This window comes from Acidisoma sp., assembly GCF_035492295.1.
Taxonomy (GTDB): domain Bacteria; phylum Pseudomonadota; class Alphaproteobacteria; order Acetobacterales; family Acetobacteraceae; genus Acidisoma.
Window position 1 is genome coordinate 1 of record NZ_DATJJK010000122.1, and the last position, 20,264, is coordinate 20,264.

The 20,264-nt window shown below is 65.4% G+C and carries 25 protein-coding genes; 5 read left to right on the top strand and 20 right to left on the bottom strand.

Annotated features, from left to right (window positions below):
- The first annotated feature begins 62 nt into the window (after positions 1-62).
- Entirely contained in the window at positions 63-974 is a 912-nt protein-coding gene (locus VL752_RS08615; protein WP_325354160.1) for an SDR family oxidoreductase, read from the top strand.
- Positions 975-1,275: 301 nt separating this feature from the next.
- Positions 1,276-1,767: a cupin domain-containing protein gene (locus tag VL752_RS08620; RefSeq protein ID WP_325354162.1), complete on the top strand. Its 492-nt coding sequence runs from the start codon at positions 1,276-1,278 to the stop codon at positions 1,765-1,767.
- Between the two features lie 128 nt (positions 1,768-1,895).
- Here the strand turns inward: VL752_RS08620 and speB are convergent, their stop codons facing one another.
- From speB to VL752_RS08635, 3 genes are read right to left on the bottom strand one after another with little or no spacing between them, the layout of a single operon-like run.
- Positions 1,896-2,840 carry an agmatinase gene (speB, locus tag VL752_RS08625; protein WP_325354164.1) on the bottom strand — a complete coding sequence of 315 codons (945 nt, stop codon included), beginning with the start codon at positions 2,838-2,840 and terminating at the stop codon, positions 1,896-1,898.
- 31 nt (positions 2,841-2,871) lie between these two features.
- Positions 2,872-3,405, bottom strand: a complete 534-nt coding sequence (locus VL752_RS08630) for a GNAT family N-acetyltransferase (protein WP_325354166.1) — start codon at positions 3,403-3,405, stop codon at positions 2,872-2,874.
- A gap of 9 nt (positions 3,406-3,414) precedes the next feature.
- Positions 3,415-5,721, bottom strand: coding sequence for a hypothetical protein (locus tag VL752_RS08635; RefSeq protein ID WP_325354168.1), 2,307 nt, complete (start codon positions 5,719-5,721; stop codon positions 3,415-3,417).
- 162 nt (positions 5,722-5,883) lie between these two features.
- Here VL752_RS08635 and VL752_RS08640 point away from each other — a divergent pair, with 162 nt between their 5' ends.
- Entirely contained in the window at positions 5,884-6,888 is a 1,005-nt protein-coding gene (locus VL752_RS08640) for a bile acid:sodium symporter family protein (RefSeq protein WP_325354170.1), read from the top strand.
- Positions 6,885-7,517 (top strand): NUDIX hydrolase, encoded by a 633-nt coding sequence (locus tag VL752_RS08645; RefSeq protein ID WP_325354171.1) that lies wholly within the window; start codon positions 6,885-6,887, stop codon positions 7,515-7,517. The genes VL752_RS08640 and VL752_RS08645 overlap by 4 nt, the downstream gene beginning before the upstream one ends.
- A gap of 18 nt (positions 7,518-7,535) precedes the next feature.
- On the opposite strand, the gene VL752_RS08650 is transcribed toward VL752_RS08645, so the two are convergent.
- The 6 genes from VL752_RS08650 to VL752_RS08675 form a co-directional block, all read right to left on the bottom strand.
- On the bottom strand, positions 7,536-8,345 hold the full coding sequence (locus tag VL752_RS08650) for a hypothetical protein (protein ID WP_325354173.1): 810 nt from the start codon (positions 8,343-8,345) through the stop codon (positions 7,536-7,538).
- 89 nt (positions 8,346-8,434) lie between these two features.
- Positions 8,435-9,442: a zinc-dependent alcohol dehydrogenase gene (locus tag VL752_RS08655; RefSeq protein WP_325354176.1), complete on the bottom strand. Its 1,008-nt coding sequence runs from the start codon at positions 9,440-9,442 to the stop codon at positions 8,435-8,437.
- Positions 9,443-9,581: 139 nt separating this feature from the next.
- Positions 9,582-10,133, bottom strand: a complete 552-nt coding sequence (gene rsmD, locus VL752_RS08660) for a 16S rRNA (guanine(966)-N(2))-methyltransferase RsmD (protein WP_325354178.1) — start codon at positions 10,131-10,133, stop codon at positions 9,582-9,584.
- Positions 10,130-10,909, bottom strand: coding sequence for a pseudouridine synthase (locus VL752_RS08665; protein WP_325354180.1), 780 nt, complete (start codon positions 10,907-10,909; stop codon positions 10,130-10,132). The genes rsmD and VL752_RS08665 overlap by 4 nt, the downstream gene beginning before the upstream one ends.
- Positions 10,906-11,616, bottom strand: coding sequence for a gamma-glutamyl-gamma-aminobutyrate hydrolase family protein (locus tag VL752_RS08670; RefSeq protein ID WP_325354182.1), 711 nt, complete (start codon positions 11,614-11,616; stop codon positions 10,906-10,908). Before VL752_RS08670 ends, VL752_RS08665 begins: the two co-directional genes overlap by 4 nt.
- Positions 11,613-11,942: a hypothetical protein gene (locus tag VL752_RS08675; RefSeq protein WP_325354184.1), complete on the bottom strand. Its 330-nt coding sequence runs from the start codon at positions 11,940-11,942 to the stop codon at positions 11,613-11,615. The genes VL752_RS08670 and VL752_RS08675 overlap by 4 nt, the downstream gene beginning before the upstream one ends.
- Positions 11,943-12,076: 134 nt before the next feature.
- On the opposite strand from VL752_RS08675, the gene VL752_RS08680 reads away from it, so the two are divergent.
- Entirely contained in the window at positions 12,077-12,529 is a 453-nt protein-coding gene (locus VL752_RS08680) for a nucleoside deaminase (RefSeq protein ID WP_325354186.1), read from the top strand.
- Between the two features lies 1 nt (position 12,530).
- Here the strand turns inward: VL752_RS08680 and VL752_RS08685 are convergent, their stop codons facing one another.
- The 11 genes from VL752_RS08685 to VL752_RS08735 form a co-directional block, all read right to left on the bottom strand.
- Positions 12,531-13,001, bottom strand: a complete 471-nt coding sequence (locus tag VL752_RS08685) for an SRPBCC domain-containing protein (protein WP_325354188.1) — start codon at positions 12,999-13,001, stop codon at positions 12,531-12,533.
- 8 nt (positions 13,002-13,009) lie between these two features.
- The gene (locus tag VL752_RS08690; RefSeq protein ID WP_325354190.1) at positions 13,010-13,669 is read right to left on the bottom strand and encodes a glutathione S-transferase family protein; all 660 of its coding nucleotides are present in this window, start codon (positions 13,667-13,669) and stop codon (positions 13,010-13,012) included.
- Complete coding sequence (locus VL752_RS08695) at positions 13,666-14,148, bottom strand: VOC family protein (protein WP_325354192.1); 483 nt, start codon at positions 14,146-14,148, stop codon at positions 13,666-13,668. The genes VL752_RS08690 and VL752_RS08695 overlap by 4 nt, the downstream gene beginning before the upstream one ends.
- Positions 14,149-14,181: 33 nt before the next feature.
- Positions 14,182-14,898: a DUF1428 domain-containing protein gene (locus VL752_RS08700; protein WP_325354194.1), complete on the bottom strand. Its 717-nt coding sequence runs from the start codon at positions 14,896-14,898 to the stop codon at positions 14,182-14,184.
- A gap of 37 nt (positions 14,899-14,935) precedes the next feature.
- Positions 14,936-15,583: a glutathione S-transferase family protein gene (locus tag VL752_RS08705; RefSeq protein ID WP_325354196.1), complete on the bottom strand. Its 648-nt coding sequence runs from the start codon at positions 15,581-15,583 to the stop codon at positions 14,936-14,938.
- Between the two features lie 63 nt (positions 15,584-15,646).
- Positions 15,647-16,108: an SRPBCC family protein gene (locus VL752_RS08710; RefSeq protein WP_325354198.1), complete on the bottom strand. Its 462-nt coding sequence runs from the start codon at positions 16,106-16,108 to the stop codon at positions 15,647-15,649.
- Entirely contained in the window at positions 16,105-16,476 is a 372-nt protein-coding gene (locus VL752_RS08715) for an ArsR/SmtB family transcription factor (protein ID WP_325354200.1), read from the bottom strand. The genes VL752_RS08710 and VL752_RS08715 overlap by 4 nt, the downstream gene beginning before the upstream one ends.
- Before the next feature lie 127 nt (positions 16,477-16,603).
- A complete protein-coding gene (locus VL752_RS08720; protein WP_325354202.1) occupies positions 16,604-17,539 on the bottom strand; it encodes a sensor domain-containing diguanylate cyclase in 936 nt (311 codons plus the stop codon).
- Positions 17,540-17,838: 299 nt separating this feature from the next.
- Positions 17,839-18,759 (bottom strand): copper resistance D family protein, encoded by a 921-nt coding sequence (locus VL752_RS08725; protein ID WP_325354204.1) that lies wholly within the window; start codon positions 18,757-18,759, stop codon positions 17,839-17,841.
- Between the two features lie 15 nt (positions 18,760-18,774).
- Complete coding sequence (locus VL752_RS08730; RefSeq protein WP_325354206.1) at positions 18,775-19,137, bottom strand: copper resistance CopC family protein; 363 nt, start codon at positions 19,135-19,137, stop codon at positions 18,775-18,777.
- An 80-nt stretch (positions 19,138-19,217) separates the two neighbouring features.
- On the bottom strand, positions 19,218-20,249 hold the full coding sequence (locus VL752_RS08735; protein WP_325354208.1) for a histone deacetylase family protein: 1,032 nt from the start codon (positions 20,247-20,249) through the stop codon (positions 19,218-19,220).
- Positions 20,250-20,264 lie beyond the last annotated feature (15 nt).

Here is a 20,264-nt window from a genome sequence, read left to right on the forward strand (position 1 = left end):
CCGGTTGCAGGGGACCGGACGATGCATCACCTGCCGTTGCGAAGGAGACAGCGGAGATGACAATGAGCGATACACGGACCACGGATGCCGGTTTCACAATGGAGAATCCGGTGGACAAATATCCGACCCCGCCCTTCCCACGGCAGTCTCAGCCCTGGCCGGGCCTCGCCTCCCGCATGGACCCCCGGCCCGACCATGGCGAGCACAGCTACACGGGGTCCGGTCGGTTGCGCGGGCGCCGCGCGCTGATCACAGGCGGCGATTCCGGCATGGGGCGTGCCGCTGCCATCGCCTATGCGCGGGAGGGCGCGGATGTCGCGATCAATTACCATCCGGCCGAGGAGGAGGATGCGCGCGAGGTCGTGGCGCTGATCGAGGCGGTCGGCCGTCGCGCCGTCGCCCTTCCGGGCGATCTGATGGACGTGACTGTCTGCCGCCGCATCGTGGCCGAGACGGTCAGGGCGCTCGGTGGGCTGGATATTCTCGTCAGCAACGCCGGGCGGCAGCAGGCGCGGGAGTCGATCCTGGACATAACGGACGCGGATTTTGACGCGACGATGAAGACCAATCTCTATGCGCCCTTCTGGCTCATCAAGGCGGCACTGCCGCATATGCCGGCGGGCTCCACGATCATCGCGACGACCTCGGAACAGGCCTATGATCCGTCAGCCAACCTCTATGACTATGCGCAGACCAAGGCTGCGACGATGAATTTCGTAAAATCGCTGGCGAAACAATTGGGGCCGAAAGGTATCCGGGTCAACGGCGTGGCGCCGGGGCCGATCTGGACGCCGCTGCAGGTTTCGGGCGGCGCGACGCAGGAAAAGATCGAAAACTTTGGCAGCGCGACGCCTCTTGGCCGCGCGGGCCAGCCGGCGGAACTCGCCTCGATCTATGTGCAACTCGCGGCCTCGGATGCGAGCTACGCGACCGGCCAAGTCTACGGCGCCGCGGGGGGCGGTGGCCAGCCGTAGAGGCTGTTACGGACCTTCGGATCGTGGCGGCGTTGGCGAGCATGATGCAGACAGACGCGCCAGGAGGGAGGCCAAGGACGGTATCAGACAGGCGTTCGTCGTTGCCCATCCGGCGGCGGAAGCGGGTTGCCCGGCCGACGGATCGCTCGACGCCGATGCCGAGGCAGGAGCGCGAGGCCTTGCTCAGCCTTCCGCCGTTTGACGGCCGCGAGGCCCCAATATACGTCTTTGATGTCTGTTGCGATGGACTTTCACAATCAGGAGTGGGGCTCGGGGCGAGCCGCACCAGCGGAGAACATCCATGGACCGACCAGACTTCGTCCGGCACTGGTCAGAGCTGGAAGGGCCTGACGACTCTCACTACCCAGGCGACGACGAGCTGTTCTCGATCAATGCGCCTCTGGGCAGAAAGCTCGGGCTGAAACGGATCGCGATTCACCACGAACGTGTCCCTCCCGGCCGTCGAACGTCATATCCCCATGCCGAGAGCGCCCTGGAAGAGTTCGTGTTCGTTCTGGAAGGCACTCCCGATGCCTGGATCGACGGCCACCTTGTTCGCTTGCGTCCCGGTGACGCGGTAAGTTTCCCGCCCGGAACGGGAATCTCGCACACAATTATGAACAACACGCCGGTTGAAGTCCGACTGCTCGTGATTGGTGAGCCGACCCACGAGAACCGGATACGCTATCCGCTCAACCCGACCTATGAGGCGGCTATCCCGGAACGCTGGGTAGAGCCTCCCGACCGGCCGCTGGGCCCGCACGATGGTCGGCCTAAGGTCGAGACGCCCTAGAGCTGTTATGGACCTACCGTGCTGACCAGCGGCGATTTGTTGCCGGAGACGCCGGGCTGTTAAGGCCTGCGGTCATCGGCCCGAAGGTCCATCCTCAGGGCGAAGCCAGCACCAGGCCCATCACAACCTCAGGCCCGGGTCGCGAGCAGGGCAAGAAGTTCGGCCATGACCGTCGCCGCGAGCAGGGCGGTGATCTGGCCGGACCCGTCATACATCGGGTTCACTTCCACGACATCACAACCGACGAGGTTGATGTCGCGCATCATCCGTAGCAATTGCAGCGTCTCGCGCGCACTCGGGCCACCGCATTCCGGCGTCTGCACGCCGGGCGCATAGGCCGGGTCGATGAAATCCATGTCGAAGGTGACGAAGGCGGGCCGGCCCGCCGTGCGCTCGGCGATGCGGGCGGCGAGTTTGGCGAAGCCCATCTCGTACATGTCGTCCGTTGTCACCACCTCGTAGCCGAGGTCGAGGGACTGGCTGATGTCGCTCTCCCGGAACAGGGAGCCGCGCAGGCCGATCTGGATCGAGTGGTGCGGGTCGATGATGTTTTCCTCGACGCCGCGCCGGAAGGGCGTGCCGGCGCTGTAGCGCTGGCCGCCGAAATACTTGTCCCAGGTGTCGCTGTGGGAATCGAACTGGATCAGAGCCAGGGAGCCGTGTTTCGCGGCGACGGCACGCAGTTCCGCGAGGGTCACCGAATGGTCGCCGCCGATGCCGCAGGGCACCAGCCCGGCCTGGACCAGCGCGGCCACCGATTCCTCGATGCGGGCGAGGGATTCGATCTCGTAACCGGGGATGACGGAGCAATCCCCGGCATCGGCGACGCGCAGCTTTTCGAAAACGTTGATGTTGTCGCGGTAAGGGTTAATCGGCCGCAGCATGATCGACATCTGGCGCACAGCATGCGGCGCCATCCGTGCGCCAGTACGGAAGGGCGCGCCGGAATCGGACGGTATGCCCAGGATTGCGGCGTCCAACCCCTCGAGGCTCGTCGCCTGTGGCAGCCGCATGAAGGTCGGGATGCCGCAGAAGCGGGGCGTATCGAGGGAATTCACGGGCAGAACGGACATCGGCGCCTCTTAATCTGGGTCGGAGGAAGTTTCACGCGCTCCAGCGGTGGAGCAGCGTGATCGGCTCACCCCGATATTGCACGGTCCCCTCTGACCGGAAGCCCAGCTTTTGCGCAATACGCAGAGAGACAGCATGCGCGGGTTCGATGATGGCAACCGTCTCGCGGCCCGGCAGGTTCGCGTCCCGCCAGGCGAGGGCGGCCGCTGCCGCTTCGGTCGCATAGCCATGGCCGTGCTGGTCCGGGCTCAGCACCCAGCCCGCTTCGGGTGTGCCAGCGAAGCTCGGCTCGGTTTCCCGACGGTAATCCGCCAGGCCGACCTCGCCGACGAAGTGGCGATCGTCGATTGTCTCGACAACCCAATAGCCGAAACCAAGCGCCTGCCAGTGGCCGATATAGCGCAACAGCCGGCCCCAGACCTCTTCGCCCGTCTGGGGCCGACCGCCGATAAAGCGCGTCACCTGCGGGTCTTGCCATAGGATACGGCTGGTTTCGAAATCCGCCACTCTCGGTAGCCGCAGGCGGAGGCGGGGTGTGAGAAGCTCAGGCGGGGCAGGGCGCGTCATGTCCCCTTATTACCAACGCCGGCGCATCGCGCCACCACCGCCATAGGCGCCACGATTGTAGCCGCCGTACTGCCGGGCGGTCTGATCGCGGTTGAGCTGGCTCCAGTTCTGGCTGCTCGCCGGGCGCTGATAGCCGCCGGACGGCTGGGTGTAGTTTGGGTGGTTCGCCTGCACGCTCTGGCTGGTCGGCCTTTGCGCCTGCTGCCAGGAGCCGTTGTCCCATTTCGACCAGCCGGAACTGGTGTGCTTGTAGGCATTGCCATCCGCCCCGGCATAGACGTTCCCGCTGGAGGTCTTCACTGCCGCCGCATTGTTGCCGCCCGCGCCATGGACGGCCGCCCCTTGCGCGCCGTTGCTGGCGTTGAAGGCGCCGGCGGAGCCGCGCGCATTGCTCGCACTCGCCGTGTTCACCGTGCCGTTCGGCCCGCTGACCGTGCTGGAGCCCCAGCGCCCATAGGCATTGGCGTTCTGCGTTGTGCTGCCGGCGCGGCCGGTCGAGGGGTTGTAGCCATAGCCGTGGGCGGAGGCACTGCCATTGCCCCAGACCGCGCTGCCATGGGCGTAGGCGCCGGTCGATGGATTGTAGCGGGACCCGGCTGCCGCCCCGCCATAGGGACCATAGACGGCCGCACCCCGCGCATAGGTTCCTGTTGATGGATTGTAGCCGTAGCCCGCCGTCGCGGTGCGGCCATAGGCGCCATAAACAGTGCCGGTATTGGCCCAGGCGCCGGTCGCGGTGTTGTAATGGACATTGCCGGCGTAGGTGTACGGATAGGGGTAGTACACTGGCACCCGGCCATAGGCGACGTAGGGCGGGTAGTAATAGCCTGTGCCGAAGGCAAGAATCCCGGCGGTCACGAAACCCATCATATAGCCGGCGGTATAGCCGTAGGTAACGGCGGTCGGCGTCGAGCCGTACACCTGCACATAGGTTACGTTGTAGACCGGGCTGGAGGGCGGGATGGTGTAGATCACCTGTGGCACGGCCGTCGCAAGCGCCCAGGGCCCGCTGGGCGAGGCTGCCACGAACCATGCGCCCTGATAGCAGCAGTAATATTTCCCGGCAGCCAGGATCACCTGATAGGCGGTATTGGTTGCGTATTGCAGCGTCGTACCCGGGATCGGCGCGAATTTCGGTGCCCCGGCATAGGTGACAGTAACCTTGGCCGTGCTGCGAGACAGGGTCGCCTGGGTCGGGATTTGCGCCTTCAGCACCGCGGCCTGGGCCGGCGCCGTGCCGGGGACGGAGGCCAGAAGGTTGCCGTATTCGCCGTCCGGCTCCAGGCGGGAAAAATCGGGAGGCAGGTTGGGCGTCGCGAAGGTCCAGGGCCCGTACAGGCTTTTGGCTGAGAACCAGCGGCCGGAGACGAGGTAATAGAAGGTGCTGGTCGGCGTATAGCGGAACAGCACCGCGCCGGTATTCGTCACGGCCTGCAGGGAGGTCTGCGGCACTGGTTTGAACTGCGGCTGGCCAGCGGTCACGATGATCTCGGCTGGCTTGGTCGAGACGAAGATGGTGGGCGGCGTGCCACTGAAGGGCTTGCCCGGCACGGATTTGCGCAAGGTCGCGAAATTCGCGTCATCGGGGATCTGGCTGAAGGCAGCGGGCAGGGCGCCGGCGGGCTGCCAGGGGCCGGTGTAGCTTTGCGCCACCAGCCAACTGCCATTGTTCAACAGATACCAGGCGCCCCCCTGGGACGGATCCTGAAGCACGTCCCAATTGGTGTTCACGGCATAGGTCAGGCCGGTCTGGCCGATCGGCGCCAAGGTCGGCTCGCCGTCGAACACAACCAGGCTCGCGGGACCGGCGCTGTAGAAGATCTGCGGCGGATCGTTGTTCACGGGCACGGCCGGCGGCGGCTTCTCGCCAAGGCTGAGGAGCACCGTGTTGAGGGGAATGATTTTCGGCGGCATTTTCGCCAGGAAGGCGGTGATGCGGGTTTGCAGCCCGTAGGCCTGGCTGGTGTCGAGCGAGGGAAAGCTGGAACTGATCAGGGTCGGCTGCGAAAAGGTGACAATATCCGTCATGGTGTCGACCGTCGTGGCGCCGGAAAACTCGATGGTGCCGAGGATCGGCGTCTTGCCGCCGGCGGGCTGGATTTCAATCGCGGCACGGGCGCGCAAGGTCTTGCGGTCCGGCCAGGCAATCGCCTGCGGTTCATAGATCGTGATCACGTTGCCGTTCGCCGTGATCCGGTGCGGCCAGGGGGCGATGGGCGTGGCCCCGGCGGGCGGCGCGGCCGCAAAACCCGGCCCGGCCCAGAGTGCCACGGGCGCCGCGAGAAGGGTGGCGGAAAGAAGGGAACGCCGCTGCATCACCAAGTTACACCTTCTAATCTTTTGTTTTTGCAACGATAACGGCTACGTGGCTAGCAGGCAACCCAAGAAGGGCTACATCCCGCTCTTGCATGACAGACCGTCCACGCCCGGCCAATTCCGGATCTTCCCCGGCATGCCGATCGGAGATTAGGTTGAACCATGCGCAAGGTTCTCGACTTACTCCCCGACGGCTTCACTTTGGCGATCGTGGCGACCGTCGCCTTCGCCTCCTTCCTGCCGTGCTACGGGGAAGGTGCCACGATCTTCCATTGGCTGACCACCATCGCCATCGCGATCATGTTCTTCATGCAGGGCGCGCGCCTCTCGCGCGAGGCCATCATCGCCGGCATCGGCCATTGGCGGCTGCATCTGACCATCCTGGCCTCGACCTTTGTGCTCTTCCCGGTCCTGGGCTTCGGTTTCGAGGCGCTCTTCCCGCATGCCATCAGCCACGCGACGCTGATCGGCCTGCTCTATATCTGCCTGCTGCCCTCCACCGTGCAGTCCTCCATCGCCTTCACCTCCATCGCCCACGGCAATGTCCCGGCGGCCATCTGCTCGGCGACCTTTTCGACCCTGCTCGGGGTGATCGTGACACCGATCATGGCAAGTCTTCTGCTCCGCACCCATGGCGGCGGCGGCGGGCTGGAAAGCATCGGCTCGATCTTCCTCGAACTGCTGCTGCCCTTCGTGCTTGGCCAGCTGCTGCGGCCCTGGATCGGCGGCTGGGCCAACCGCAACAAGCACATCCTGAAGTTCACGGACCGCGGCTCAATCATTCTCGTGGTCTACACGGCTTTCAGCGGCGCGGTAATCGACGGGCTCTGGCACAAGCTGCCCCTGTCCGGCTTCGCGGAAATCATCGTCGCAAACGCCGTTCTGCTCGCCGTCGTCCTCGTCATCACGACCTTCGGCAGCCGGCTGCTCGGCTTCGGCAAGGCGGAGGAGATCGCCATCGTCTTCTGCGGCTCCAAGAAGAGTGCCGCGACCGGCGTGCCGATGGCGAATGTTCTGTTCGGTGCTTCTACGGTCGGGCTCATCGTCCTCCCCCTCATCATCTTCCATCAGATGCAGCTCATGGTCTGCGCGGTACTCGCCAAGCGCTATGCCCGTCAGCATGAGGCGGCGCTCGCCGCGCACGGCGCGCCGGCGCCGGCGGAATGAGCGAGCCAGACTGGCTGCTTTGGGCGCGGGAAATCCAGGCCACGGCGCAGACCGGTCTCGCCTTCACGAAGGACCCCTATGACCGGGAACGCTATGAGGCGCTAACCCAGCTGGCGGCGCGCATGCTCGCGGCCCGCACGGATGGTGCAGCGGAAGGCTTCGCGGCGCTCTTCGCGGCGCAAGCGGGCTACGCCACGCCCAAGATCGACGTACGCGGCGCGGTATTCGACAGCGCGGGCCGCATCCTCATGGTGCGCGAGGTCATGGACCACAACCGCTGGACGCTGCCCGGCGGCTGGGCGGATGTCAGCCAGACGCCCGCCGAAAGCGCGGTGCGGGAGGTTTTCGAGGAGACGGGTTTCCGTACCCGTGCGGTGAAGCTCGCCGCGATCTGGGACCATGCGGCCCAGGGCCACCAGCCGCCCAGCCTCTATTCCATCGTCAAGCACTTCTTCCTCTGCGAAATGACCGGAGGGCAGGCGCAGACAAGCCTCGAAACATCGGAAGTGCGCTTTTTCGCGGAAGGCGAGATCCCGCAGGATCTCTCCCTGGGCCGCATCCTGCCCCGCCAGATCGCGCGCATGTTCGCGCATTGGCGGGACCGGACGCTACCGACTGACTTCGACTGAGCCTCGGCGCCCGGAGACTCAGGGCGAAACCGGCTCCTCGTCGCCAAGCGGCGGCGCCTCCTCAACGTCGCGACGGGTGACGGTGAGATAGGCGACGAAGACCATGATCAGCAGCGTGAGCAAAAGCGCCACAGGCAGGGTGCCGGCATCGAGGCCGCCCTTGGCATGCGGCTTGGCGACCCAATCGGCGAAGGAGGCACCGAGCGGGCGGGTCATCACATAGGCGAACCAGAAAGCGAAAATCTCGTTCAAGCCCAGAAAGCGAAAGCCGAGGGCGGGCGCGACAAAGAGGGCGGCAAAGAGGAAGCCCGAATCGAGGTTGCCAAGATGCAGGGTGCCGGCGGTCATGTCTCCGGCGGCGGTGCCGAAGGCGAAGCTGATGAAGACGGTGGCCCAGTAGAAATATTCGCGGCGCGGGCTGCGGATGCCGTGCATGTCGAGCGATCCCTCACGCCAATACCAAAGCAGCAGGACGAGACAGAGCGCCACGCCGTAAAGCGCCGTGGCGGTGAGGTGGGACAGCCCGATCTTGTGAACGGCGTCGGCGGCCATGGTGCCGAAGACGCTGACCATGGCGACCAGAAGCCAATAGGCCCAGGCGACGTAGCGATCCGCGCGGAGTTGCAGGACCAGGGCCAGAACCAGTCCGACCGCGCCCAGCGCAACGGCGGCGATGGGCGCCATGCGGTGCATCATGGCATCGGAGGCTGCTTCGCCCATGGCGGTGGTGAGCAGCTTGATTACCCAGAAATAGGCAGTGATCAGAGGCACTTTCGACCAGGGAAAGCGTTCGGGCGCGCCGGTTGACGTTTGCGGGTGTGTCTGCATCGGGACTCTTCTCGGTTAATCGGCCCTGCTTTGCCGATCCAACTTGGCACAAACCTTACAAGACCCGAGGAGCGGCAATGCCGCGAGGGTCAGGGCCGAACAAGCGTCTTGAGCTTGTCGCTCTCGCCCCGCACCAGGCGCTCATAGGCGCCGGGCACCGCTTCCAGCCCGATCGGGTCCTCGACAAGCGCTGTCAGTTGCGCGGCGAGGCGCGGCAGCAGGGAAAGAGCCTCCGTCTGTTCGCCACCAAAGACGCTGCAACCCCTGATATCGAGCGCGCGCTCAACGATCAGATTGGGGTCGAGCGTGCCTTCGCCGTGGAAAATGCCGACGAGGGCGATGCGTCCGCCATGGGCTGTGGTCTTCAGCAGGACACGCAGCACATCGAGCGAGCCTGTGGCATCCAGGCAGAAGCGTGGGGCCTGACCGCCGCAGGCAGCTGCGATTGCTGCCGGGTCGAGCGGGACCGTCTGCGTGCCGACGACGTCGGCAAGCAACGCGGCGCGGGCAGCATTGCGCTCGGCGAGCAGGATAGGGCCGAAACCGTGTTCGGCGAGCAGCAGCGCCGTCAGCCCGCCGATGGTGCCGCCGCCCGCCACCAAGACCGGCTGGCTATGCACGGGGGCGAGCCGGCGCAGGGCGTGGAGCGCGACCGCCAGCGGTTCGCTCATCGCCGCGATCTCGGGTGCCAGGCCGGGCGGCGCTTTCAACAGGCCGGACGCAGGAAGGATCACCTGTTCCGCGAAACCGCCGTCGCAGACTTCTCCAACGAAGCCGAGTTTTGAGCAGTGGTTGAACCGGCCCTCGGCACAGGCTGGGCAGGTGCCGCAGGGCACTCGGCTGTCTGCCACGGCCAGATCGCCCGGGGCAAAGCCGGACACGCCAGGCCCGACCGACAGAACCTCGCCGGCGAGCTCATGGCCGGGCGTCACCGGCAGCTGCGCCACCCACCTGCCGGTGCGGTAATTGTGCAAGTCCGAGCCACAGATGCCGGCCGCCTTCACACGTAGCAGCACCTCGCCAGGCCCAGGTGCGCCGGGCGGCGCGATCTCCTCCAGCCGGAGGTCAAGGGGTTTGTGGAAGCGAATGGCGCGCATGGTGTGTCCCCTGAATTCAAGCGGGGTGAAGCTTAGCTGCATCCTGGCGGATGGCGAGGGGGGCGCTGGTGCCTCTCTACCATTCAGGGGCGAGGCCGGCTTCTGCGAACGCGCCCTCTCTGCTGCCCGCCACCGGGCTTCAGAGGCTCTCCGCCCGCCAGACGCAGAACTTCGCGGCGCCGAATTCCCTTTCCGCGAGCAGCGGGCTGTCCACCGGCCGCGGCTCGTCGGAACCAACCTCGGCCACGATCAGCGCCCCGGGCGCAATCCAGCCCGTAGCACCGAGCGCCGTCAGCGCCATGGGCACCAGCGCGCGTCCATAGGGCGGGTCGAGAAAAATCACCCCGCAGGGTTTTCCGCGCGGCGGTGTGCGGGCGTCCGCCGCGATCACCTCCGCCAGGCTCTCGGCGCGGCAGGCGGCGATATTGGCGCGCAGTGCGGCCAAAGCTGGCCGCCCGTTCTCGATAAAGGTCGCGCGCGCGGCACCGCGGGAGAGCGCCTCGAGACCCATTGCCCCGGTGCCGGCGAAGACATCCAGCACCTGGGCGTCGCGCACGGCCCCTTCGGCCCAGGGGCTGTGCATCAGCATGTCGAACAGCGCCTGGCGCGCGCGGTCGGCGGTCGGGCGGGTGTCGGCGCCGGCCGGCGCCGCGAGCGTCCGGCCGCGCCAACGCCCGGCGATGATCCTCACGGTTTCGGCGCGCGGTGTTTCGGCTCGACCTTGGGCAGCTGCTCGCGCAGGATTTTCATCGGGACCTCTTCTGCCGCACCTTTCGGCAGCACGCCGAGCTGGAAGGGGCCGTAGGCGACGCGGATGAGGCGCGAGGTTTGCAGGCCGAGATGCGCCATGACGCGGCGGACCTCACGGTTGCGGCCCTCGCGCAGGCTGACGGAGATCCAGGCATTGTCGCCCTTGCGGCTGTCGAGACCGGCCTCGATCGGCCCATAGCGCTCGCCTTCGACGGTGACGCCTTTGGCCAGGGCGGCGAGCGCCTTCTCGTCGACAAAGCCGTTCACACGCACGCGGTAGCGCCGCACCCAGCCGGTCTCCGGCCGTTCCAGCCGGCGAGCAAGTTCGCCGTCATTGGTCAGGAGCAGCAGGCCCTCGCTGTTGAGATCGAGCCGGCCGATGGAGATCAGCCGTGGCAGGCCCGGGGGCAGTTTCTCGAAGACGGTCGGGCGGCCTTCGGGGTCCTTATGCGTCGTCACCAGCCCGGCCGGCTTGTGGTAGCGCAGAAGGCGCGTGCGGGCGGCGTTTTCGATGACCTTTCCGTCCACCTGCACGATGTCGCCATCGGTCACGAAACTCGCCGGGTGCTGCAGGACCTGGCCGTTGAGCTTGACGCGGCCCTCCTCGATCATGCGCTCGATATCCCGGCGGGAGGCGACACCCGCGCGCGCCGCCCATTTGGCGATGCGCTCGCCGCGGCCGCCGCTGTCTTCCCCGTTGCTGTCTTCCTCGGTCATCGGCAGGCTTTCACGAAAGCGTCGAAGATCCGGGCATCACCCGGATCGGTATGGAATTCCGGGTGCCACTGCACGCCAAGGCAGAAACGATAGCGTGGATCCTCGATGCCCTCGATCACCCCGTCGGGGGCCACGGCATTCACCGCCACGCCGGTGCCGGCCGTCCGCACGGCCTGGTGGTGAGAGGTGTTGACCATCATCTCGGCCGCCCCGGTGATGCGGGCGAGGAGGCTGCCGGGGGTGACGGAGACAGGATGGCCCGGCTCGTCGTGCCGGGTCTTCTGCTCATGGGCGAGGGCCGCGGGAAAGCTTTCCGGAATGTGCTGGACCAGCGTGCCACCGAGGGCGACTGCCATCAGTTGCTCGCCGCCGCAGATGCCCAGCACCGGCAGGTCGCGCACCAGTGCGCCGCGCAGCAAGGCAAGCTCGGCCGCCGTGCGCCCGGCTTTGAGCGACACCGTCTCGTGCATCGCGCTGTCGCCATACATCGACGGGTCGATGTCGAAGGCGCCCCCGGTCACGACAAGGCCGGCGATCCGGTCCAGCCAGTCCTCGGCGAGCGCCGGATCATGCGGCAGGGCGACAGGCAGGCCTCCGGCTTCGGCCACGGCGGAAGCGTAGTTCTGGCGGATGGCATACCAGGGGTAGCGGGACCAGCCGCCCGGCTCCTCACTGTCGAGCGTTATGCCGATGAGCGGGCGGCTCACGCGCCGAACTCTTCCAGCAGCAGCGCGATCTTGCGGAAGGCGACGGAGACCTCGGAATGCGTCGGCACCAGTTCGGCGATACGCATCCCAGCTTCATGCCGGGGGCCGATGAGGTCGCGCAGCGTCTCAAGATAGGGGGCGAGGGCGGCGCGGTCCGGCAGCTCGGCGCGGTCGCCCGCCTCGTCCATCGCGACGATGAGGTCGCTGAAACTGCGCAGCCAGGCGAAGCGGGGGTCCTGCATCACCGCCGTCAGCAGCTTATACGGATTGCCGCCGAGGCCGGTCGCCTGCGCCTCCGCCTGGATGAGGGCGCGGTGGAGATCCATGATCGCGTGGCTCAGAGGCCGCTGGATGGTGCTCGGGGTCGGTTTGTCGGGTCTTCTTGCCATAGGCTGCTGATGGCATGAGATCGCCCCTCCGGTCCACTGGACGGAACGATTGCCAGGAGACAAGAAGCCGCATGACCTCGCCCCAAACCCCCATGGATCTGGCCTTGGCCCAGGCGCGCGCCGCGGCGGCCCGTGGCGAGGTGCCGGTGGGTGCCGTCCTGCTGGACGAAAGTGGGGCGGTGCTGGCGCTCGCCGGCAACCAGGCGGAGGCCGATCACGATGCCTCGGCCCATGCCGAGCTTTTGGTCCTTCGCGAAGCCGCGCGGCTCAGGGCGTCGCCGCGCCTGCCCGATTGCACGCTGGTGGTGACGCTGGAACCCTGCCCGATGTGCGCGGCGGCGATCAGCGCCTTCCGGATCAAGAGGCTTGTCTTCGGTGCCTATGATCCGAAGGGCGGCGGGGTGGACCATGGCGCCCGCATCTTTGCCGCCTCCTCCTGCCACCACGCGCCAGAGGTGGTGGGGGGCGTGCGGGAGACGGAATGCGCGGCGTTGCTGCGGGATTTCTTCCGCGAGCGGCGGTAATTCAGTCTCCCGGTGCCCTGTGCTCGGCTTCCGCCAAGGCCGCAAGCTGCTCAGCGACCGCGGCCCAGCCCTGCTCGAAGCCCATCGCCTTGTGCTGGTCGTAGGCTTCCCTGGTCCAGTGCCGTGCGCTGCCGGTGTAGCGGGTCTTCCCGCCCTCGTCGGCGAACTCCATGATACCCACCATAAACGCGCTCCGCGGATGCCAGCCCGCGGCAAAGGCGTCGGTGAAGACGAAACGCTTGCCGGGCGACACTTCGAGGAACACGCCTTCATGCGGCATCTCCTCGCCGTTCGGCCCGCGCATCACCACGACCGAGCGCCCGCCGGCGCGCCAGTCCTGCTCGATGATCTCCACCGTCCAGGGCTTCGGGCACCACCATTCTGCCAAGCGTTGGGTGGCGATCTTCCAGACGGTCTCCACGGGTGCATCGATCACGCGGGTTACCGAGAGTTCAAGGCTGTCGCTGGTCATGATTGATCTCAATCCTGATCTGGGGCGCCGAGTGGGAAGAACGGTCGATAGGGGCGGGCGTCGTCGACGCAGCGGGCAAAGGAGGGTCGTGCCAGCAAGCGGGCTCGATAGGCCTTCAGAACGGTAAAATCCTCGCTGATCGGCTGCACCCAGTCTGCGTAGAACAAGGCAGGAGCCGCCGCCGCATCGGCCAGTGTGAACGCATCGCCGGCCGCCCACCGGCGCCCCGCCAAAGCCTGGTCGAGCCAAGCGTAGATGGTATCAAGTGCGACCCGGGCCTGTGAGGCACCGTAGGGGTCCCGCGCGTCCTCTGGGCGGCACGCATTGAACACGATCGTCTGCACGGGGTTCATCACATGGTTGTCGAATACCCGATCAAGCATCCGAACGGGCACCGCGGCTTTCGCGTCAGCCGGGATCAGCGCCACCGGGCCGGCATGAAACGCGGCAAGGTGTTCGATGATCGCAGTGGTCTCAAACACCGTAGTCCCGCCATCGACAAGCAACGGGAATCGGCGCATCGGCCACCGCCGCGCCAACTCCGCGATGTTCTCCGGTCGATCCGGATCAAGTATCCGGAAGTCGAACGGCGTCTCGTTCTCGTACAGCGCAATCAGCGCTTTCATGGTGTAGGACGAAAACGGGTGGCCAAAGAGCTGCAGGGTCATGAGGCTGGCGCGCCGGACCGCGCGCGTTCGATCGCGGCAATGTCGATCTTCGTCATACGCATCATGGCTTCCATCGCGCGCTTCGCCGCTTTCCTGTCAGGATCAGCCATGGCGCTCATCAGCGCGCGTGGCGTGATCTGCCAGGACAAGCCGAACTTGTCCTTGCACCAGCCACATTGCGACTCCTGGCCACCATTTCCAACAATCGCGTTCCAGTAACGATCCGTCTCTTCCTGAGTGTCGGTGTAGACCTGGAAACTGACGGCCTCGTTGAACTTGAACGTCGGGCCGCCGTTCAGGCCAAGGAACGGCATGCCCAGCACGGTAAACTCAACGGTTAGTTCGTCACCCTGCTTGCCCGCTGGATAATCTGATGGTGCCGCGTAGCGGGTACCAACATGGCTGTCAGGAAAGATTGCTGCGTAGAATTCGGCCGCTTCGTGCGCCTTGCCATGGTCAAACCACAAGCAGGTCGCCATTCTCTTCTGTGTCACCTCGGAGCCCCCTCTGCGCTACGCGTTAGCCGTGTCAAAAATCGGCGTGAAGCCACCGAAAATTGCCAAAGGACCATTCCAGGCCGGCGGCATCTCGCGCATCCGCGGGTCCTGCATCAGCGCGCCCATGCCTGAGTCGCGGGTTGGTTTATCGGGCCATTCGATCCAGCCGAAGATAACCGTCTCACCATCCTTCGCCTGTACCGCGCGCTTGAAATCCGTGACCTTTCCGTCGGGGACATCGGCGCCCCAGCCTTCGACAATGCGCAGGGCACCTTTTTCCTGAAACAGCCCGGCGGCCTTCGTGGCATGATCAACGAAGCCCTGACGATTGCCGTTCGGAACACTGGCGACCACACTGTCAACATAGCCAAGGCGGCCGCCTCCCTTCGTGTCGAGGCTTACCTCAAAGCCACCGTAGATCATTCGCTTTCCGTCGAATGGCAGCGCACCGTCCGGCTTCATGCGGTCCTCCGCCATCATCTTCGCAGTTCCTGCCTCGCAGGCTGCCTTGTCTCGCCACCAGACCCAGGACAATACGACCGTCTCATCGTCCTTTGCCTGAACGGCTTTCTTAAAGTCGGTGACCTTGCCATCCATCACGTCCTCGCCCCAGCATGCGACGGTACGCAGGGCGCCGTATTCGGCGAAGATCGCCGACACCCTCTTCGTTCCGTCGAGATAGGCCGGTTTGTTGCCGGTCTTCACCGGAATCACGAATCCCTGAAAATACATTGTGGTTTCCTTCCCTTTTTTATTTGAGCAGGCAGGATCAGGCAGGTGCCTTCGCGTCGAAAGTTGCCATGTGATCGTTCATGGCCTTCCGGTGCGCCGGCCTGCTTTGCCCGCGCGCGACATAGGCGGCAAGACGCGGGAAGTCGTTCAGCAGGCCGGTGCCGCGTAGCCCACCCAGCACCGAGATCATCATCAGGTCGCCGACCGTGAAGGCATCGCCATCCAGCCAAAACTTCTCGCCGAGTGCCGCCTCGAGGTCGCCGAGCCGTGTCTTCAGGTCGCTGACGACCTTGACGTGGCGCGCCTTGGACCATTCGCGATCCGCTTCGAAGATGTCGTTGGTGGCGAGTGCCATCACGTAAGGCTCGACGGAATTCAGTGCCGCTGCCACCCATTGCAGCGCGCGTACCCGCCCGGCGGGGTCTTCAGGAATAAGCTTGCCGGCGCATTCGGCGATGCGCAGGACGATTGCTCCGGATTCGAAGATTGCAACCTCATCGTCCTGGTAGGTTGGTACCTGGCCGAAGGGCTGCAAGCGGCGGTGTTCCGGGCATTTTGAATCGCTGATCAGATTGACTGCATAGGGCTGGCCGACTTCTTCGAAGGCCCAGCGCGGCCGCATATCGCGGACAAAGCCGCGGGCGAATTCCGGTACCCAGCCGAAGGTGGTGATCGTTGGAAGCACATCACTCTCCCGATTGCTGTTACGAAGCGGGCAGTCATGTCCTGTTGAAATACAAACGGCCGACTACATCAGCGCCCGTTGTGGTCCATCGTTGGCAAACTGCCGCTCCAGTTTGTCGAGCGCGCCGATCCAGCCCTTCTTGTGACTGTCCCGCGATACTTCAGTCTGCAGGCGGGAATGTGTGAAGGTCAGCTCAGTCCCTGTATCGATCGGTCGGAGATCGATTTCGACACGGGACTCTTCGCCCGCCTCCTGCGCTTCGCCTCCCTCCGTCCAGCGCCAGGTCATGGCCAGACGGGTTGGCTTGGCGACTTCGGTATACTCGCCCGTGCTTTCATGCTCGCGCCCGTCGAGCATGCGGAACCGCACGCGGAAGTGCCCGCCCACCCGGACATCGGTTTCCGCAGCAAGCACCGGTCCGTCGTCGGGGCCCCACCAGCCGGCGATGCCGTCCGGCGTCGTCAAGGCATCGAAGACGATCGAGGGGCGGGCCGCGATGCGGCGCACCAGGGTCAGGCTCGTCATGGCGTGTCCTCCTGCGTCTGTATCGCGCTGGCCTTGGCATCCTCTGCCTCGGCATAGGCTGCGAGCCGGTCGAGGCGTGCCGACCAGAACCGCTCATAACGGCGAAGCCATTTCATGGCCTCTTCCATGGGCTCAGGCGCGAGACGCACTGCGACGGTGCGCCCACTTTTCGACCGCGCGATAAGCCCCGCGCTGTCCAGTACATCAAGGTGCTTCATCACCGCCGGAAGCTTGATCGCGAAGGGGCGCGCCAGCTCGCCGATCGACAGGCTGCCCTCCTGCTCAAGACGACCCAGGATGGCCCGCCGCGTCGGGTCAACGAGCGCCGCGAATGTCCGGTCGAGTTGCGAGCCCTGAAACTTCGCCATGTAGTGAAGTATCAGGAAGCGAGCCGAACCTGTCAAGGGTGGCAGGTGGAGGCGCGTGCCGGGCGCCTTCACGTCCTGGAGTGTCGGTGGCTTCTCTACGCTGTCGCGGTTCGCGGCGTAGAATCCGTCACCCTTCGGCGAAGCAGACGCGGTTGCGACCGGTGCGCTTCGCCTCGTAGAGCGCGCGATCCGCCCGTGACAGGACCCCCTCGATGCTGCGCTCCTCGCGCGCCGCCATGGCGCCGCCAACGCAGACGCCGATCGGCACGGCCAGTTCCAGTTCCGCGAAGACCAGCGGGCGTTCGGTAACGGCAAGGCGCAAACGTTCGGCAATGGCCACGGCGGCCGGGCGGTCGCAGCCTGGTAGCAGAACGCCGAATTCCTCGCCGCCGAGCCGGGCCAGGTGCTGTCCGTCCTGCAATTCCGCATGGCAGCGGGACGCGACCTCCACCAGCGCCTCATCTCCGATCTTGTGGCCGAAGCGGTCGTTGAGGCTCTTGAAGTGGTCGATGTCGAGCATGAGACCGGCCAGGGGGTGCCGGCCCGCGCGGAGCAGGGCTTCACCCTCCGCCAGGAACGAGCGGCGATTGCCTTTGCCGGTCAGGGAATCCGTGAAGGCGAGGCGGTGCATTTCGGCGACGAGGTGTGCACGCACCGAAACGTCGGTGTTGAGATAGATGTAGTGGTCGCCGATCTTGCGGATATGGAATTCGATCACCTTCGTCTCGCCGTTCTTGCAGGTCAGCCGGCGTTCGATGACCGGGATTTCGCTGCCCGTTGCGTCCGCATGCGCGAGCTTTTCGGACCAGTCCCGCCGAACCATTTCCCGCTCAGCCGGATCCGGATAGCAACAGCGGAACCAGTCATCGAGATCGGCGATGTCTTCGAGCGTATAGCCGAGCATCTCCGTGAAGCGTCCATTGATGTAGAGCGTGCGGTGCTGAGCGTCGTCGATCTGCACGCCGATCGGCAGAAGCTCGAAGAGTTCGGGGATCGAGGCACCGAGGAACTCCTGGTTGAGGTCCTCCAGGTTGACCAGCGGGCGCGTCAGGCCAGTCTGCATCGGAACTCACTTTTGGTGGATTGGTCTGTCGGGCGAGGCGGCCTTACCGCGCATGGAAAATCGACTATGCGCGGTCAGGGGCGCAGCAGGCAAGAGACTCCTGGGAATCAAAAGGTTTTCGCAGCTTTCTGCCCGCGAAACACTCCCATGTCGGGGAAGATCTCACAAACAGGTGAACTTTGACAAACAATAATGGAGATCAAGTCTCGAAGTCGCATCAAACAGTTCAACGCAACCGGAGAAGGAGGCGAAATCAACAAAACTGAGGTTTCTTGATCAATTCAACAATGTCGACCGATCTACATTCTCATGACGGGCGGCAGGCTGGCGAGCAACCCGGCGGCGAGGATGACCAGGAACCCCAGGACCAGTTCTGCCGCAATGCCACGCAGCAACAGGCGGCGGCCGTGCCCGGCCTGCTCGGCTGACTGCAGCCGAGGTGTGGCCACGAAACGATTGAAGCTGGCGGCGGTGAGCAACAGGGTGAAGAGCGTTGCCTTGATCAGCGCCGTCCAGCCATAGGCGGTGCCGATCAGATTGGCCGGCGTCTCGATCATGACGAGACCCTGGATCAGGGCGCTTACGGCGAGCAGCAGCACCGCAACCTGGCCCATGGGCGAGAAACGGTGGCACAGGGCCGCCGCCGCATCGGGCGGCGCACGGGAGATGAGGCCTAGGAAGGCGGGAAGTCCGCCGAGCCAGGCACCGCCGGCCAGCAGATGCAGGCAGGCGATGGCGAGCAGCCCGTCATTGCCCATGGCAAAGGCGTGGCCGTGACAGGCCTGGAGCATCACAACGAGGGCGGAGGCGCCGACAAGCCCGGCCTGTGCCGCTATGCCCCAAGAAGAGGCGCAGACGATCGCGACCAGCAAGGCCAGGCATTGCGCTGTTACGACATGGCCGAAGCTGGTGTCGTGGAGCACGATGCCGGTGGCGGCGATCGTGTCATGGAGGCTCGTCGCATCGGCAAGTGAACGCGCGGTGAAGACGAGCCAGAGGGCGAGGGACAGGAGCGCCGCGCCGCCGGCCGCCCAGGTCACGCGCCGCAACCTGCGGCGGGCCTCCGCCGCCATCGCCTGCGGCATGAAAGCGAGGCCCGCGGGCGCCACCCATAGCCGCAGCACTGCCGTTCCGAACAAACCGAGGCAGCAGAGGTCCGATAGTCCCCGCAGCAGAACGAGGCCGATGCCGCCGCTATCCGAGAGATCGAAGGGCGGCATCAGCCTGGCGCTGCCTTACTTCGCCACGGTGAAGCTGTAGCTGCCGTGGGTCTTGTGCGTGTCGGTATCCGTCGCGTGCCAGTGGACCGTATATGTCCCAGGAGCCAGCGGCTTGAGACCGACGCTCAGATGATGCGGATCGGTGGCGGAAACCTTGGCATGGCCCTCATCCACGCGCGCACCGTGCGCGTTCGTGACGGTGACGCCCGTGAAATGCGGCTCCAACTCGTCGTCGAACTCGATCCAGAGACCGGTCGGCGCCGTCGTCACGGTCGCGCCCTTGGGCGGGGACTCCTTCTGCGGATAGGCATGGGCGAAGGCCGCGCCCTGTCCCATCCAGGTCAGCGCCGCTGCCGCCATGATCATGCGTTTCATCATCGCTCTATCCTTCCGGTGAGGCCCAGCTTGCGGGCGGAGGCGCAAGCTGCACCCAAACCTTGCCATGTGGCAAGGTCGCCTCAGCCTCCATCGAAGCCGGTCAGGACATTGACCGCGTTGACGCCGATTTCAGCGACGGCATAGCCGCCCTCCATCACGAAAAGTGTCGGCAGGCCAAGCGCCGCGATCCTCGCCCCCATGCGGGTAAAGTGCTCGTGGTCCAGCTTGAACTGGGAGATCGGGTCGTTCCGGTAGGTATCGACGCCGAGCGAGACGAGCAGCACATCCGGCGCGTATTGGGCGATGCGCTGGCATCCGGCATCGAGGGCGGCCGACCACGCGGCCCATTCCGTGCCCCAGGGCAGCGGCAGGTTCAGGTTGTAGCCCTCGCCGGGCCCCGCGCCGGGCTCGTCGGCGAAGCCCAGCAGGTAAGGATATTCCTGGTCCGGGGTGGCGTGGATATTGACCAGCAGCACGTCGTCTCGATGGTAGAATATTTGCTGCGTGCCGTTGCCGTGGTGGTAATCGACATCGAGAATGGCGACCCGCTTGGCACCCTGGTCCAGCAAATACTGCGCGGCGATGGCGGCGTTGTTGAGGAAGCAATAGCCGCCGTAATGGTCAGACCCGGCATGATGGCCGGGTGGCCGGCACAGGGCGAACATGCTTCTCGCCCCTTCGGAAATCGCTTTCGCGCCGGTGAGTGCGACATGGGCCGAGCTTTCGATCGCCTGCCAACTGGTCTCGGTCAGCGGCGTGCCGGCATCGAAGCAGAACCAGGCGAGGCGGCCTTCCAGGGTCTCGGGCACGCGGTCGGCGCGGAAGCCGCGGGTGAAGAACGTGAACGGAAAGGCGCCCCCTTTCCGGCCGGCTGCCTTCCATTCGGCGGCACCGTTTCGCAGCAGTTCCACCATGCGCGGATCGTGGATACGGGTCAGGTGATCAGGCGGGAAGGAGAGGGGAGCGCGAACGGGGCCGAGGCCCACCTCTTGCGCGCGGCGCAGGATGATGTCGGCGCGCTCCGGCTTTTCGAATGCCGGAACGAATTCGCCGGAATTGAGTTCGCCCGGGCTCGCGTGCAGCGCATGGTCAGGCGAAAAGATGACGTCCATGAAAAACTCCCCCGG